We start from the raw sequence: 16,557 nt of genomic DNA on the forward strand, positions 1-16,557 counted from the left end.
GCCACCGCGCACCGGCCGCCCGGTGCCGGGCACGGCGAAAGTCGTTCGCCGACAGCAAATCCGCTCACAGCAGCGAAACCGGGTCCGCCGCGAACACCGGTCATACGCTCGGGCCATGGCTTCCAGCGGACTCACCCTCGACGATTCGGTCCAAGAACGACTGCTGCGCGAGCGCGTGGTCTTCCTCGGCACACAGGTGGACGACGCCATCGCCAACCGGATCACCGCACAACTACTGCTGCTCGCCGCCGCGGATCCGGACAAGGACATCAGCCTCTACATCAACTCACCGGGCGGCTCGGTGGACGCGGGCATGGCCATCTACGACACGATGAACTACATCAGCTGCGATGTCGCCACCTACGCGTTCGGCCTGGCGGGATCCATGGGCCAATTTCTGCTCACCTGCGGCACTCCGGGCAAGCGGCACGCCCTGGCGCACACCCGGATCATCATGCACCAGCCCTCGGCGGGCCTCGGCGGCTCCGCGGCCGACATCATGATCATGGCCGAGCAGCAGGTGCTGTTGAAGCAGCGGATGGGCGAGCTCATCGCCCAGCACACCGGCCAGACCTATGCGCAGATCATCGCCGACTGGGATCGCGACCGCTGGTTCACCGCGTCGCAGGCCAAGGAGTACGGGATGATCGACCACGTCATCACCGGTCCGCGCGCGAGCGGAGCGCGGTGAGTCACGGAATGCGGGCGAGGACGGCGGCGACGGCCTCGGTTTGCTCGCGCCAGCGGCGCAGTTCGGTGACGCTGGGGGCGAGTTCGTAGTCGTGGTGATGGGCGGCGCGGGAGAGGGCGGCCCAGACCGTGGCGACCTGCGCGGCCGTTTCCGGGCCGGCGTAGACGCGCAGCGCCAGCAGTTGCGCGCGCATCGGGCAGCGGACCAGTTCCGGCGTGGTGCGCAACCACAGCAGGTCCACCGACTGCTCCAGGGCCAGCCGCAGAATCCACGCGGTCGCCCGCGACCACACGCCGCCCGCGTCCGAGACATCGCCCTCCAGCAGCCGGTCGACCGCCTCGAAACGTTCCTCGACGGTGGGTCGCGGCGGCCGATCCCGCGGGGCCCGCGACTTCGGGCGGCGGCGCGGTGCGTTCGGCGAACGGCCGCGGCGCGGGCCGTTCACTTGCTCAGCCACGCGATCAGCCGCTCGGTGCTCGTGATCAACTCGCGCATGGTGCGGTCGATGGGCACGTGCGCGGCCGCGGTGACGTCCCGCAGGGCCGGCACCAGCCATTTCGCCTCGCCCGCGAGGTGCTGGTTCAGATGGTCGACGTTGTAGGTCACGCCCATGACCGCCAGCGCCACCATGGCCCGGGTGGTGTGCGCGGTCTCCACATGGCGTTCCACGTCCCGGTGGTGCATGCCCGCGGCCAGCAGATTGCGCCGCGCCCGCGCCTGACTGGCCGCCTCCACCGCGGAACGGCAACAGGTGGCGACCAATTCGTCGGCGATGGCGGGCGGCAGCTGCGGGGTGCGCACCAGCGAGCGGGCGTCGTCGAGGTAGCGGCGCACCGGATCGCTGGAGACCCGCACCTCCACCACCGACCGCTCGCGCCGCTGCACCTCCACCACCCGCGCCGAGAGCTGCATCCGCCGCACGGCCTCGGCCAGCCGCTCGTCGTGGGTGAACACGATGACCTGCCGCGTCGCGGCTACCGCGGCCAGCACCCGGGCCAGCCCGTCCACCTTCGCCGGATCCATCGCCTGCACCGGATCGTCGATCATCACGAAGCGGAACGGGCTGTGCTCGACGGTGGCGCGCGGCAGGAACAGCGACAGGCCCAGCGCGTGCAGCTCGCCCTGGCTCATCACGCCCAGCGCGGCGCTCTCCACCTCGTCCACGGTGACGTCGAGCAGGACCCGGCGCGCGGTACCGGCGTTGCCCTGCAAGCGAATTCCGCCGAGCTCGACGTTGCTCTGCTGGCGCAGCGTGCGCCACACCCAGCGAGCCGTGGTCTCCAGCGGGGACATGCGCTCGTCCCGCAGCCCGGAGGTGGCCGATTTCAGCCAGTCCTCGGCGCGTTTGACGGTGCGCAGTTCACCCGCGCGCACGGCGACCTGGCGGGCGTTGTCCAGCCAGCTCGCGATGCGCGGCACCAGCGGCGCCCACACCTCGTCGAGGCGGTCCAGTTCCTTGCGGGTGCCCTGCTGCAGCAGGGCGAGTTCGTCGACCAGGCGGGCGTGCGCGCCGCGCAGGCGTTCCGGGAGATCGGGCGTGTAGTCGGCGCCCGCCAGCGCGGACCAGTCCGACCAGGCCCGGTGCACCGCGGTGGTGTCTACGGTCGGCGGGTTGCGCGGGTCGAAATCCAGTTCGGGGGGCACCTGGTCGGGCAGGGCGCGCGCGGCGCGGGTGGCCTCGCGTAGTCGGGTCTGCGCGGTGGTGAGCGCGTCCACGCGGGCCGCCAGCTGGGCGATCTCGGCGTCGGCGGCCCGCGCCCAGGTCGCGTCCAGGGTGCCGCGGCCGCAGACCGGGCAGGCGCAGTCGCCGCTCGCCTCGGCGTGTATCCGGGCGCGCCGCAACAACTCCAGCACGCGCAGATCCGCTTCGGCGTCGGCGGTGGTGTCGCGTTCCAGCGCCGCTCCGCAGGCCGCCAGCCGCTCGGCGATCTCCGCCACCTGCTCGGCGCTGGGCAGCGCGAGCCGGACGATGGCCCGCAGGCCGTCGGGGCCGTCGGCGTCGTCCGCGCGGCCGGACATGTAGCGCGACACCGCCGTCAGGTCGGGCTGGGCCGGGCGCAGCAGCTTGGCCATCCGGGTCGCGCGATCGTCGGCGAGCGCGTCCAGCGCGTCGACCAGCGCGACGCGCTCCACGCGGGAATCGCGGGCGGCCCGCTCCAAAGCCAGTCGGCGGGAACGGATCCGCTCCTGCGCGACGGTGAGCTCGTCCAGGCCCAGCAGCTGGTGCAGCGCGTCGAACAGATCGCTGGGCTTGCCGTCGACCAGCGCGCCGAGTTCGCTGTAGGACAGGAACGGGCGGTACAGCTCCAGCACGGGCGCCCAGCGGGTCGGATCGAACCGCGAATCGCGCTGCGTGGCGCGGTTTTCGGTCCAGCGCGCCTCGGCCAGCTGTGCGCCGGACTCCCACTCCTTCACGATGCTGATCTCGGGATCTGTTCCCGCGGTGAGCAAATCCAGTTCGATGCGGGTGGAATCGCCGGCGTGCAGATTGCGCCAGCCTTCCCGCCACGCCGCGGATCGACCGTCCCAGCGCCGATTTCCGCCGGTCAGCGCGAGTTCGGCGGCCTCGGCGAAACTCGATTTGCCGCTGCCGTTGCGGCCCACGACCAAGGTCAGGCCCGGTCCGGGCGGCAGTTCCAGACTCGTTTCCGGACCGATGCCGCGGAAGCCGCGCACCCGGATGGCCCGCAGGAAGATCCCGGTATCCGCAAAACCGATGGTCCGGTCCTCGGATTCGGCGCCGCCCAGCGCTTGGAGCACGGCGTGCGTGACATCGGGGGTGACCGCGGGATCGTCGGCAAGGCGGCGGGCCACCACCTCGGTGAGGCGCGGGACTGCCTCGGTGGCCGCATCCGCCATACGAAAACCCTCCACCCCGATCGGAAATTTCGAGCGAAACGCTACCCGACAGCGGGATTTTCGCCCACCGGCGGCCGGAGGCAGAGGAAGTCCGAATCTGCCCGCGGGGATGGTATGGCCATCGAATGCACCCCCCACACTCGATGTCCACCCCTCGCCAACCCACGCGGGCAGCTCGAAGTGTGGCACCCGATATGGGTGGCTCGGACGGAGCCGAACAGAACAGGATGCCAGATATCGGACATTCAGCGCAAGAGTGTCTTTTGGTCCGAATCCGGCGGGTGCGCAGCGGGGTTGGCGGGCACGGTGTCGCTTGTCGGTGGCGTGCGGTAGGAATTCGGGCAACAGACGAGATTGGGGGCCGGGCGCGGCACACCGGAGGGAGGAGACGGCCGATGAGCGAGACGCAGGTCAGCGCCACGCCCGAGTCCGCGGCCGCGCGACAGCGCGCGGTCCGGGTGAGCGCCGGGCTGGCGGAGCTCGATGTCTGGCTCGGCGATCAGGTGCGCACGGGGCTCGCCCAGGCCGAGCGCTCCGGCCGCGTGTTCGCGACCATGGCGGCGCGCATGGTCGACGCGCAGGCGCCCGGCGTCGCGGCGGTGCTGCGCCGGCTGCCGGAGCTCGTCGCGGGCCGCGAGGAGTGGCCGGACCTGCTGCTGCGCGAATACGCCCGGCTGCACCTGCTCATCGCCGCGCACCGCCGCCTCGACGAACTCACCCCCGAGCTGCGGGCCAGCGTGCGCACGCACGTCGGCTACCCGACCCGCGCCGCCGAGGTCCGCGAACAGCCCGCGCTGCGCGATGCCTGGCAGGTGCTCGGTGTCCGGCTCAGCGAGGAGGAGCGGCTGCACACCCGCCGAACCTGGCTGTACGGCCGCCGGACCGGGCGCTGGGCGCTGCTGGTCGAACACCATTTCGGCACACCCGAATTCCCGAAAGACGTGCCCGGGCTGGGCATGATGGCCGAGGCGGAGGTGCATTTCTATCCGGGGGCGGCACCGCTGCGAGCGTTGTGGGGCGAGCGATTCGGGGCGGATGAACCGTTCACGACCTTGCCACTCGCGGTGTCCGGGGTCGGGGGCAAGTTCCTCGAAACCCCGGACTCACACGAGCCCGTACCTGCGTCGGTCGGCGAGTCCCGCGAGCCCGCGCTGTCGACCGATCGGCCAGGTGTGGGCAATTCCTACGAGCCCACCCAGCACGCGACCGTCGGCGGTCCCGACAAGGCCACACAGCCCACGACCATCGCCGGTCCCGACGAGCCCACACAGCCCGCGACCATCGGCGGCTCCGGCGAGCCCGAACTGCGTGTGGCCGACGGCGATTCCGACGAACCCGCGCTGTCGAGCGATCGGCAAGGTTTCGCCGGCGTGATCGACAGCGCTCTGGCTGGGCATGCGCGGGCGCTGGCCGCCGATCCCTGGCTGCGGGCGTGGCCGGTGCTGCTCACCGACATCGTGCCGGTGCTCGGGGCGCAGGGGTGGCAGGTGGCCGAGATCGGGGGCACGGCGTTGCCGCTGAGCCCGGGTGAGTCGCCGTGGCAGCTGCTGGGCATTTCCGGCGGCCATCCGGTGACGGTGATCGGCGAGTGGACAACCGGTGGGCTGGTGCCGATTTCGGTGTTCACGGCGGGCACGGTCGTCGACCTCGAGCCGCAGCGGATGGAAGCTGCCGCGGCTCCGGCGACAGGCGGGCATCTGACGTCGGTCGCGCTGCTGGGCACCGCGCGGCGCGCGGTGGACCTCAGTGCCCTGAACCCGGCAGTGGGTGCCGTGGCGACGCGGTTGTCCGCCGAACCGGCGCGGCTTCTGCTCGAATCGGTGGCGCTGCACGAGGCTTTCGCACGCGCCGGGGTGCGCGCCGAGCGGGCCGAGTTGCCTGTTCCGGCGGCCGACGACCCGCGGCGGCAGTTGCCGGTGGCCGCTGCGCTCCGGTTGGCGGCGATGCTGCGCGAACGGTCGGTGTTCCTCCCGGAGTGGTTCGAAGCCGCCGCACCACATGACTTCCGGGCGCCCGAGGCGTGGTGCGCCCTGCTGCTGGAGCAGGCCAGCGCCCACGCGGGATTGCGGCCCCTGCTACTGCGACTGGCCGGGGAACGGGGACGCTGGCTCGCGGCGCAGCATCCGGAATGGCGAAAACTGGAGTGGCCGAGCAGCACCGAGGAGGATACGGACGGCTGGGAATCGGGGAAGCCTGCCGAGCGACTCGCCTGGCTCACCCGGCTTCGCCACCGGGAGCCCGATGCGGCCCGCGAAGCACTCACCCTCGCTTGGCCTCGGGAATCGGGTGCGCTGAAAGCCGAACTGCTGGCGGTGCTCTCGCAGGATCTGTCCACCAAGGACGAGCCGCTGCTGGAAACCGCGCTGGACGATCGCCGCGCCGATGTCCGGCGCACCGCGAGCGGGCTGCTCGCCCTACTCCCCGATTCCGCCTTCACCCAGCGCATGACCGCGCGCGCCCGGGATTGGGTCGGTATCGAGCTCGGCGCACCGGCTTTCGTCATCGACCTGCCCAACCCGCTCGACGCCGAGGCGCGCCGAGACGGAATCTTCGACCGCCCCGTCGAATTCACCTACCGCTGGAACGGCGCACCGGACCCCACCGCGGGCCGATTGCGCCAGCTGGTCGCCGCCACGCCGCTGCCGCACTGGCAGGCACTGGCCGGCGGCGATCCGGCGGCGGTGGTGCGCGTCGGCGTCGAGGAACGCTTCCGGCAGCCGCTGTTCGACGGCTGGGTGGACGCCGCGCTCGCCCAGCACGATTCCGCCTGGGCGCGAGCGCTGTTCGAGGCCGGCGTCCCCTCGGACGTGGCGCTGCTGCGGCGGCGCGAACTGTTCGCGCTGCTGCCGGAGGCGGATCGGGTGCGCCACCTGCTGCGCTTGGACGGCGCCTGGTTCTCCGAGATCGAGGCGCTGCTGCCGGCCATGGGGCATCCGTGGCCGGAACCGCTGGCCCAGCACCTGATCCTGCTGCTGTTCGAACGCTCACGCGTGGCGGCGCAGCGCGCCGGCGCGCACGGGTCGGGCCCGGCGGCGCACCGCGCGCTGCTGCAGGCCGCGGCCGCGCACCTGCCGGTCGGCGCGGCCGCCACGGCCGCCGTCGTGGCCCGGCGTTGCGAAGACCCCGCCTGGGAGCGAGCATTCGACCGGCTCGCCCGCGATCTCACCCACCGCTCGATGATGCTCGAGGAGTTGCAGTGACCACTACCGATCTCGTGCCGGAGCTGCTGCGCCCGCATGCCGAACAGGCCTACGCCGGCGAACTCGCCGCGCTCGCCGCCGCCGACGACAAGCCCCGCCCGCCCGGATGGCGGCTCTCGCCGTGGGCGGTGGTGACCTATCTGCTCGGCGGGTCGCTCGGCGACGGCACCGTCATCAGCCCGAAGTACGTCGGGCCGCGCCGGCTGATGGAGGTCGCGGTGGCGACCCTGGCCACCGACCGCGCGCTGCTGCTGCTCGGCGTGCCCGGCACCGCCAAGACCTGGGTGTCGGAACATCTTTCGGCCGCGATCAGCGGCGCGTCGACGCTACTGGTGCAGGGCACCTCCGGCACGGCGGAGGAATCGATCCGGTACGGCTGGAACTACGCCCGGCTGCTGGCCGAAGGCCCGAGCGAGGGCGCGCTGGTCGCCTCGCCGGTGATGAGCGCTATGCGCACCGGCGCGATCGCCCGGATCGAGGAGCTCACCCGGATCCCGTCCGACGTGCAGGACGCGCTGATCACGGTGCTGTCGGAGAAGACGCTGCCGGTGCCCGAACTAGGCATCCAGGTGCAGGCCGCCAAGGGTTTCAACGTGATCGCCACCGCCAATGATCGCGATCGCGGGGTCAACGAACTGTCCTCGGCGCTGCGCCGGCGCTTCAATACCGTGGTGCTGCCGCTGCCCGCCAGCGAGGAGGACGAGGTCGCGATCGTCACCCGGCGGGTCGAACAGCTCGGCGCCGCACTGGAACTGCCCGCGGTCCCGGCCGCCGACGAGGTGCGCCGCGTGGTGCGGGTCTTCCGCGAGCTGCGCTCCGGGAGCACCGCCGACGGTCGCACCGCCCTGAAATCGCCGTCGGGCACGCTGTCCACCGCCGAGGCCATCTCGGTGATCACGAACGGCATCGCCCTGTCCGCGCATTTCGGCGACGGCACCCTGCGGGCCGCCGATGTCGCCGGGTCGATCCTGGGCGCGGTGGTCAAGGATCCGGTCTCCGACGCGGCGATCTGGACCGAATATCTGGAAGCCGTGGTGCGCGAACGCCCGGACTGGTCCGATTTCTACCGCGCCTGCCGCGAGATCTCCGGGCAATGACACCGGCCGCGGAAGCGCTCGGCCCGGCCGCGACCCGCGTTTTCGGAATCCGGCATCACGGCCCTGGTTCGGCGCGTTCACTGCTGTCGGCACTCACCGACTTCGCGCCTGACACCATCCTGATCGAAGGCCCCGCCGACGCCGATCCCCTGGTCGGTTTAGTCGCCGCCGAGGGCATGGCGCCCCCGGTCGCCCTGCTCGCCTACGTTCCGGATCAGCCGGCCCGCGCGGCCTTCTGGCCCTTCGCCGTTTTCTCCCCGGAGTGGCAGGCCATGCGCTATGCCGCCGAACACGCTGTCCCCGTGGCTTTCTGTGATCTCCCCGCCGGCACGGTCCTCGCCCTCGAAAAGGACTCCCCCGAGGGCGGTGTCGACCCCCTCGCGGATCTGGCCGCCGCCGCGGGGCACGACGATCCCGAACGCTGGTGGGACACCCTGCTCGAATCCGCCCCGCACCACACGGCTTTCGACGCCATCACCGAGGCGATGGCCGAGCTACGCCACCAATCCGCGATTCCGGCACCGCGGCACTCGCCCTCCGACGCCGCCCCCGACAACGCGACTCCCGACAACCTGGGCCGCCTGGACAGCGACCGGCCACCGGCGCGGGTGGACGCGCACACGCTGGTGCGGGAGGCGTACATGCGGCAGATACTGCGGAAGGCGAGAAAGGGTGGGGCACGCAGGATCGCGGTGGTGTGCGGGGCGTGGCACGCGCCCGCCCTGAGCGGTGAACTCGGTCCAGCCGCGCCGGACGCGCGGCTGCTCAAGGGTTTACCGAAGGTGAAGGCCACGGTGACGTGGGTGCCGTGGACGCATTCCCGGCTGGCGACCGCGTCCGGGTACGGGGCGGGGATCGATTCGCCCGGGTGGTATCACCATCTGTTCAGCGCGACCGAGCAGCCGGTGGCGCGCTGGCTGACCAAGGTCGCGGGCGTGCTGCGCGCGCACGATCTGCCGGTGTCGAGCGCGCACGTCATCGAGGCGGTGCGGCTGGCGGAGACGCTGGCGGTGCTGCGCGGCCGGCCGCTGGCCGGGCTGGCGGAGGTGACCGAGGCGGTGCGGGCGGTGCTGGCGGGCGGATCGGAAGCCCTGGTGCGGGTGGTGAACTCCGAGCTGGTCGTCGGGGAGGCGCTGGGTTCGGTCCCGGTGGGCGTGCCCGCGGTGCCACTGGATGCCGACCTGCGGAAACAGATCCGGACGCTGCGGCTGAAACAGGAACCGCAGGCGAAGGCGCTCGACCTGGATCTGCGCAAGGACCGGGAACGCGAGCGCTCGCACCTGCTGCACCGGCTGCGCTTGCTCGACATCGCCTGGGGCACCCCGGTTTCCAGTGATATCCGAGGCACCGGGACCTTCCGGGAGAGCTGGACGCTGCGCTGGCGACCCGAGTTCGCGGTCGCCGTCATCGAGGCGTCGCGCTGGGGCACCACCCTCGCCACCGCGGCCACCACCAAGGTGCTCGACACGGCCGCCCGCCCCGGCCTCGGCTTGGCCGACCTCACCGGCGCGCTGGAATCCGCGCTGCTCGCCGATCTCGGACCGGCGGTGACCGGCCTGGTCACCCGCGTGGAAACCGTTGCGGCGCTGGACCACGACGTCACGCACCTGCTCGCCGCGCTGCCCGATCTGGTCGGCACGCTGCGCTACGGCGATGTGCGCGGCACCGACCTGACCGCGCTGCAACACGTCGCCGACAGTCTGCTGATCCGCATCTGCGCGGGTCTGCCCGGCGCGGTCACCGGCCTGGACACCCCCGCCGCCGAACAGCTGCGCACCCTGCTCGACGCCGCGCACACCGCCATCCACACCCGCGACAACCCCTGGGCCACCGGCGAATGGCTGGCCGCGCTGCACCGCCTCGCCGACCGCGACGACGTGCACGGCGCACTCGCGGGCCGCGCCGTCCGCCTGCTCGCCGACGCCGGGCGCATCCCCGAAGCGGAATCCGCGCGCCGCCTCTCGGCCGCCCTCTCCCTCGGCCACACCCCGGCCGCCAAGGCGGCCTGGATCGACGGCTTCCTGGGCGGCCGCGGCCTGCTGCTGGTGCACGACCGCCACCTGCTGCACCTGATCGACACCTGGCTGCACGCCCTCACCGATCAGCAATTCACCGAGACCCTCCCCCTGCTGCGCCGCACCTTCGCCACCTTCGAACCGCCCGAGCGGCGTGCCATCGCCCACGCCCTGCGCACCCCCGCGGCCAGCGCCCCCGGAGCTTTCACCGTCGATCCGTCCCGCGGGACCCCGGCTCTCCTCGCCGTAGCCGAAATCCTCGGAGTCACAGCATGAGGATCAGCCTTCAGACGAAGCACCCGAGCGCGCAGGCGCCTTCCGCCGAAAGCACCACGCCTGGAATAGCTCTCGCGCAGTCGATCCGGGGCACACCGGCTCGGATTCGGCGCAGAGCCGGCGGCAGGCGCTTCGGGCCGATCGAGGAGGTGCGGGCGTCCTCGTCTGCGGCGCGCGGCGGGCGGATGCCGCTTCGGATCGATCGGAAAGGTGCGATCAGTGGATGACGCACAGGCCAGGCGGTGGCGATTGGTCTTGGGTTCCGCCGCGGAAGCAGAGACCGGAGCGCTCGGGGACGCCGAGGACGTGGCGATGGACCAGGCGCTCGGGAGTCTGTACAACGCGGAGGAGGAGCGGGCCGGGAAGCGGACCGGTGGGCTCGGCGGGTCGGCGCCGCGGGTGGCGCGGTGGCTGGGCGATATTCGGCGCTACTTCCCCGCACAGGTGGTGGAGGTGTTGCAGCGCGACGCGGTGGATCGGCTGGAACTGACGCAACTGCTGCTGGAGCCGGAGCTGCTGGAGGCGGTGCAGCCGGACGTGCACCTGGTCGGCACCCTGCTCGGTTTGAACTCGGTGCTGCCCGAGACCACCAGGACGACGGCGCGTGCCGTGGTGACGAAGGTGGTGCGCGACATCGAGGAGCGCATCGCGGCGCACACCCGCGCGGCGGTTTCCGGCGCGCTGAACCGTGCCGCCCGCACGGCCCGGCCCAAGCCCCGCGATATCGACTGGGACAAGACCATTCGCAAGAATCTCGCGCACTACCTGCCCGAGCATCGGACCGTGGTGCCCGAGCGGCTGGTCGGATACGGCCGGACCGCGCAGGCGGTGCGCCGGGATGTGGTGCTGGCGATCGATCAGTCGGGCTCGATGGCGGCCAGTGTCGTGTACGCGTCGGTGTTCGGCGCGGTGCTCGCCTCGATGCGGGCGCTGCGGACCTCGCTGGTCGTCTTCGACACCGAGATCGCCGATCTGACCGACCACCTCGACGACCCGGTCGAGGTCCTGTTCGGCACCCAGCTCGGCGGCGGCACCGACATCAATCGGGCCCTGGCCTACTGCCAGTCCCTGATCACCCGGCCCGCGGACACGCTGTTCATCCTGATCTCCGACCTCTACGAGGGCGGCATCCGCGCGGAAATGCTGCGCCGGATCAACGCCATGCGCGAATCCGGCGTTCAGGTGCTGGTGCTGCTCGCGCTCTCCGACGACGGCGCCCCGGCCTTCGATCACGACAACGCCGCCGCGCTGGCCGGTCTCGGCGTTCCCGCCTTCGCCTGCACCCCCGACGCCTTTCCCGAGCTCCTGGCGCTCGCGATCGATCGCGGCGACGTCCGGGCCTGGGTGGAGAAGACGAGGTCCCCCCGGGGGCAGGCGCCCGGGGGACCTCGGTGGCGCACCGGGGGTCAGATGAGCGCACTCACCAGATCGGCCACGGTGAACAGGGCATTGAGCGCGGTGGACACGAGCGACAGCGCCGCCAGTGCGGAGTCCATGTCAGGACCCGAAGGTCGACAGCTGGCTCGCGAGATCGAGCACGGAGGTGACGAGAGTCAGAACCGTTTCCAGGATTTCCATGTGCGGTACTCCTTGTCGAGGGGTATGGCTAACCTTCAGCTAACTGATGGTAGGGCCGGGGAGTCCACTGACGTGGGATTTTGACGCCGGGTTCCCGGCAGCACCCGAGCCCGGATCGAAGGTGACTAGGCTGCCAGCTGTAGGGCTCGCTGGGATTGGGGGGCACGGATGTTGCGCCGTGGTGAGGTATTCGCCGGCTTCGTGATCGAACGCGAGCTGGGCCGCGGCGGCATGGGCGCGGTGTACGCCGCCCGGCATCCGCGGCTGCCGAAACTGCTCGCGCTCAAACTGCTGCACCGAGAGTTGTTCGGCGACAACGAGGTCCGCGCCAGGTTCGAGCGCGAAGCCGATCTGGTGTCCCGGCTGGACCACCCCAACATCATCACCGTCTTCGACCGCGGCGTCGAGGACGAGCACCTCTGGATCACGATGCAGTACGTCGACGGCGTCGACACCGCGGCCGTTCCGGTGAACGCCATGCCGCCCGCCCGCGCGATGCAGATCCTGCACCAGACCGCGGGCGCGCTCGACTACGCGCACAGCAACGGCGTGCTGCACCGGGATGTGAAGCCCGCCAACATCCTGCTCTCCCGCTCCGCCGGCGTGGGCCCCGGTTTCACCGAGCGCGTGCTGCTCACCGACTTCGGGATCGCGAAACTGCTCGGCGATTCCGGCGGGCTCACCCGCACCGGCACGCTGGTCGCGACCCTGGCCTACGCCTCCCCCGAACAGCTCACCGCCGCGCCGGTGGACCACCGCGCCGACCAGTACTCGCTGGCCTGCACCATGTTCCGGATCCTGACCGGCTTCGCGCCGTTCGACGCGTCGAATGTCGCCGCGGTGCTGTGGGGCCACGTGCAGTCGCCGCCGCCTTCGCTGCGCGCCGCCCGCCCGGACCTGCCCGCCGCGCTGGATCCGGTGTTCGCCAAGGCCATGGCCAAGGACCCGGACCAGCGTTTCCGCAGTTGCTGCGAATTCGCCGAGGCGGCGCTGGCGGCCTGGCGGAAACCGGAACCCGCCCGGGACGCGCACCGGCCGCCCACCCCCGCCCGGCACCCCAAAGCCGAACCGCCCCGGCCCGATCCACTGCGGGACGCGGCCGACCGCGTGCGCGGCTGCCTGCTCGGCGGCGCGGCCGGAGACGCGCTCGGCGCACCCGTGGAGAATCTGCTGCTGAGCGAGATCCGCCAGCGCTACGGCTCGCACGGCGTCACGGGCGAGCCGTTCGCCGGACTGGTCTCGGAGGAGACCCAGCTGGCACTGTTCACCGCCGAAGCCTTGATCAAAGGCTCGGTGCGGGCCCGCGCGAAAGGCAGCGGCGGCGCGACGCTGGGGATGATGCAGCAGGGTTTCCTGGTGTGGCTGCGAGGCCAGGGCATCGAACTCCCGGAACAGCCCGCACCGCTGCGCAGCCGGCTCGCGGCGCACCCCGAGCTGGTCGAGCTGCGCGGCACCGGGCGGGCCGCCATCGGCGCGCTACGCCGGGCCGCCGAACGCGGAAAACCGTTCCAGCCGCTGGGCACCCGGGGCGAACCGATCAACGATTCCAAGGGCTGCGCCGCTCTGGCCCGGTCCGCCCCGTGCGGTTTCGGCTATCTGGCCGACCGCACCGGGCTGGCCGTAGAGATCGTGTTCGAACTGGGCTGTGACGCGGCCGCGCTCACGCACGGCCATCCCAGCGGCTGGCTGCCCGCGGGCACGCTGGCCGTCATCGTCTACGAGCTGGTCCGCGGCGCCGAACTGCGAGCCGCCGTCGATCGCGCCCGCACCGAACTCCGCAAATACGGACGGCACGAGGAAACCTCGGCCGCCCTGGACGCCGCACTGCGCCTCGCCGACCGGGCCGGGCCCCGCTTGCCCCGGCCGGAAGATCTGGAAACGCTGGGCCGCGGCTGGATCGGCCCGGAAGCCCTGGCCATCGCCGTCTACGCGGCCCTGGCCGCACAGGCCGCCGGCGGCCCGGCCGAGCAGATCGTGCGCCACGGAATCCTGCTGGCCGTCAACCACTCCGGTGACAGCGACGCCACCGGCGCGATCAGCGGCAGCATCCTCGGCGCCTGCTACGGCGCGTCGGCCGTCCCCCGGCCCTGGCACGCGGTCGACGTGCGCGCCGTCATCGAGGAACTCGCCTCCGACTACTGCACCGAGTTCGGGCCGAACCCGCCGAGCAACGATTACGGTGAGCCCAGCGCGGACTGGCACCGCCGGTACCTCGGCTGAACGGTTCCGGGCCGCCTGGCGGCCACCCGGAACCGGTTGCCTTCCTTACAGATCCGCGATCGCGGCCAGCGGAGGTGTGCGCGCGGCCCGGATGCCGGGCCACAGCGCGGCGAGAACACCCACCACGCCGGAGGACACCAGCACCAGCACCAGTTGCGTCCACGGGATGGCGATCTGGTCCAGGCCGAGATCGCTGAGCGTGCGCAGGAATCCGTACCCGAGACCGATGCCGAGGATCACCCCGACGATCGCGCCGAACACCGCGATCAACGCCGATTCCAGATAGATGGTGCGGCGGATCTGGGCCCGCTCGGTGCCGACCGCGCGGAGCATGCCGATCTCGCGGCGGCGCTCCACCACCGAGAGCGCCAGGGTGTTCATGATGCCCAGGATCGCGATCACCACGGCCAGGGCGAGCAGGCCGTACAGGATGGCGAGCATCGTATTGATCTGCTGCCCCTGCGCCCCCTTGAACTGCTCCCGATCCTGCACCTGGGTCAGCGCGAAGTTCTCGGTGGCCGCCTCCAGGCCGGTCCGCATCGCGGACAGGTCGGCGCCGGGGCGCGCGGTGACCAGCACCAGGAAGTTGTTCTGGAAGTTGCGCGGGGTGACCTGGGCGAACAGATCCGGGGACAGGACGAAATCGTTGAACAGCGGCGTGTCCTCGAAGACGCCCGCGATGGTGACGGGCACCTTCCTCGGCTTGCCCTGGCTCGCCGGGTCGATGTCGTAGGTGGTCAGTTCGATCTGCTGCCCGGCCCGCCACCTGTGCTCGTCCGCCTCGTCCTTGGACACGAGGATGCTGCCCGTGCCGAGGGTGTCGGTGCCCTCGAGCATGGTGTAGTTCAGCGCCGAGCGCAGGTCACCGTCCGGCGAGATGCCGTTCGCCTGATCCTCGCCGAAGCGCACCGCGGTACCACGGATACCGACGACGCTCTCCGCCTCGGGCACCGAAGCGCGCACCTTGGCCGGGATCTCGAGGGACAACCCGATCAGCTGACTCTGCGAGGGGCCCGCCACCACGTAGTCGGCCTTGACGCCCTTGTCGACCAGCACGCCGACGCTCGCCTTCGCCGAGGCGCCCAGCATGCCGATCGCGGAGACGAGCATGAGACCCAGCGTCAGCGCGAAAGCCGTCGCGGCCGTGCGGCGCGGGTTGCGCACCGCGTTGTTGCGCGCCATCCGCCCGATCGGCCCGAACGGCCGGACCAGGACTCCGAGCGCACCCAGCACCGGCCGCGACAGCGCGGGCGCCGCCAGCAGGACCGCGAGAATCAGGGCGAGCGCGCCGAACCCGACCGTCAGGGCGGCGTTGCCGCCGGTGCCCTGCGCGCCGATCGCGACCAGCACGACGCCGACCACCGCCAGCACCGCGCCCACCAGGGTGCGCACCCGCAGGGACTCACCGAGCGACTTGAACTCCTCGCGCATCGCCTCAACCGGCGGAATCTTGGCGGCCCGGCGCGCGGGGGCGTAGGCGCTGACCACGGTGACCACCAGGCCGACCAGGAGGCCGACGATGATCGTGCGGGGCAGCACCGTGAGCGTGCCGGTGGGCAGGCCCAGGTCGAAGGCGTTGAGCAGCGCGGACAACCCGAAGGCCAGGCCCACGCCGCCGGCCAGACCGAGCACGCTGCCGATCAAGCCGATCACCAGCGCCTCCACCACGACCGTGCGGCCGACCTGCGCCCGGCTGGCGCCGACCGCACGCAGCAGCGCCAGCTCGCGCAGCCGCTGCGCGACGATCATGGAGAAGGTGTTGTAGATGATGAAGGTGCCGACGATCAGCGCGATCGCGCCGAAGGCGAGCAGGAAGTAATTGATGAAGTTCAGGGCCTGGGAGACCTGGGCCTTCATGTCGGCGCGGACTTGCTCACCGTTCTGCACCTTGAAGCCGGGGACGTCCTTGGCGATCTTGTCGCGCAGCGCGTCGCCGTCGACGCCGGGCGCGGCGGCGACGTCGATGTAGGCGACGTGTGTGGGGTCGGAGAACAGCTCCCGCGCCTGCTTGCCCTCGAACAGCAATCCGATGAATCCGCCGGTCTCGCTGGGTATCTGATAGATGCCGGAGATGGTGACCTCGATGGCCTCGGACGAGCCCGCGGCGCGCGAGGGAATCTGCACCTTGGTGCGGTCGCCCACCTTCAGCCCGGCCCGCTCGGCGCCGCCGCTGTTCAGCGCCACCTCGCCGGGTGCGGCCGGGGGCGCGCCCGCGATGAAGCGCTCCGGCTCGGCGACCGCCTGCTCCGGTGGGGTGTAGGACTCGCCCCAGCTCGGCGCACCGCCGGTCTGCACGGCCTTGCCCTTGGCGTCCAGCAGGACCAGCGGACCGTTCACGCTCGGCTCGACCGCGCGCACGCCCTCGGTCTTGGTGACCTGATCCACGACGGCGAGCGGAACACCGAAGGAGCGCATCTCCTTCGGGCTGATGCGTACGTCGACGCCTTTGGCCTCGTTGGCGAAGATGCCGTCGAAGGTGCGTTGCAGGGTATCGGTGAAGACGAACGACCCGGCGATGAAGGCGGTACCGAGCACCACCGAGAGCAGGGTGAGCGCCAGGCGCACCTTGTGCGCCGCCAGATTGCGCAAGGCCACCTTGCGCATAGGACTCCCCGCCGCCC

At 71.6% G+C, this 16,557-nt stretch carries 8 protein-coding genes and 1 pseudogene; 6 read left to right on the plus strand and 3 right to left on the minus strand.

What is annotated here, in order from left to right; all coding sequences use genetic code 11:
• Nucleotides 1-115: 115 nt before the first annotated feature.
• The gene (locus AB0I43_RS35305) at nt 116-691 is read left to right on the plus strand and encodes an ATP-dependent Clp protease proteolytic subunit (protein WP_357433416.1); all 576 of its coding nucleotides are present in this window, start codon (nt 116-118) and stop codon (nt 689-691) included.
• A 1-nt stretch (nt 692) separates the two neighbouring features.
• Here AB0I43_RS35305 and AB0I43_RS35310 read toward each other — a convergent pair whose 3' ends face one another.
• Both AB0I43_RS35310 and AB0I43_RS35315 read right to left on the minus strand, forming a co-directional pair.
• Nucleotides 693-1,148: a hypothetical protein gene (locus tag AB0I43_RS35310; RefSeq protein ID WP_356975998.1), complete on the minus strand. Its 456-nt coding sequence runs from the start codon at nt 1,146-1,148 to the stop codon at nt 693-695.
• Nucleotides 1,133-3,550 carry an AAA family ATPase gene (locus AB0I43_RS35315; protein ID WP_356976000.1) on the minus strand — a complete coding sequence of 806 codons (2,418 nt, stop codon included), beginning with the start codon at nt 3,548-3,550 and terminating at the stop codon, nt 1,133-1,135. Before AB0I43_RS35315 ends, AB0I43_RS35310 begins: the two co-directional genes overlap by 16 nt.
• Before the next feature lie 395 nt (nt 3,551-3,945).
• On the opposite strand from AB0I43_RS35315, the gene AB0I43_RS35320 reads away from it, so the two are divergent.
• From AB0I43_RS35320 to AB0I43_RS35340, 5 genes and pseudogenes are all read left to right on the plus strand, one after another.
• Nucleotides 3,946-6,750, plus strand: a complete 2,805-nt coding sequence (locus tag AB0I43_RS35320) for a DUF5691 domain-containing protein (protein ID WP_357433418.1) — start codon at nt 3,946-3,948, stop codon at nt 6,748-6,750.
• On the plus strand, nt 6,747-7,847 hold the full coding sequence (locus AB0I43_RS35325; RefSeq protein WP_356976004.1) for an AAA family ATPase: 1,101 nt from the start codon (nt 6,747-6,749) through the stop codon (nt 7,845-7,847). The genes AB0I43_RS35320 and AB0I43_RS35325 overlap by 4 nt, the downstream gene beginning before the upstream one ends.
• Nucleotides 7,844-10,138, plus strand: a complete 2,295-nt coding sequence (locus AB0I43_RS35330; protein ID WP_356976006.1) for a DUF5682 family protein — start codon at nt 7,844-7,846, stop codon at nt 10,136-10,138. The genes AB0I43_RS35325 and AB0I43_RS35330 overlap by 4 nt, the downstream gene beginning before the upstream one ends.
• Nucleotides 10,139-10,348: 210 nt before the next feature.
• Nucleotides 10,349-11,473: pseudogene (locus AB0I43_RS35335) on the plus strand (VWA domain-containing protein); the annotation flags it as partial.
• Nucleotides 11,474-11,884: 411 nt separating this feature from the next.
• Nucleotides 11,885-13,936, plus strand: a complete 2,052-nt coding sequence (locus AB0I43_RS35340; protein ID WP_357433420.1) for an ADP-ribosylglycohydrolase family protein — start codon at nt 11,885-11,887, stop codon at nt 13,934-13,936.
• A gap of 45 nt (nt 13,937-13,981) precedes the next feature.
• Here AB0I43_RS35340 and AB0I43_RS35345 read toward each other — a convergent pair whose 3' ends face one another.
• Nucleotides 13,982-16,540: an FtsX-like permease family protein gene (locus AB0I43_RS35345; RefSeq protein WP_357433422.1), complete on the minus strand. Its 2,559-nt coding sequence runs from the start codon at nt 16,538-16,540 to the stop codon at nt 13,982-13,984.
• Nucleotides 16,541-16,557 lie beyond the last annotated feature (17 nt).

This window comes from Nocardia sp. NPDC050435 (assembly GCF_040655395.1).
Classification (GTDB): domain Bacteria; phylum Actinomycetota; class Actinomycetes; order Mycobacteriales; family Mycobacteriaceae; genus Nocardia.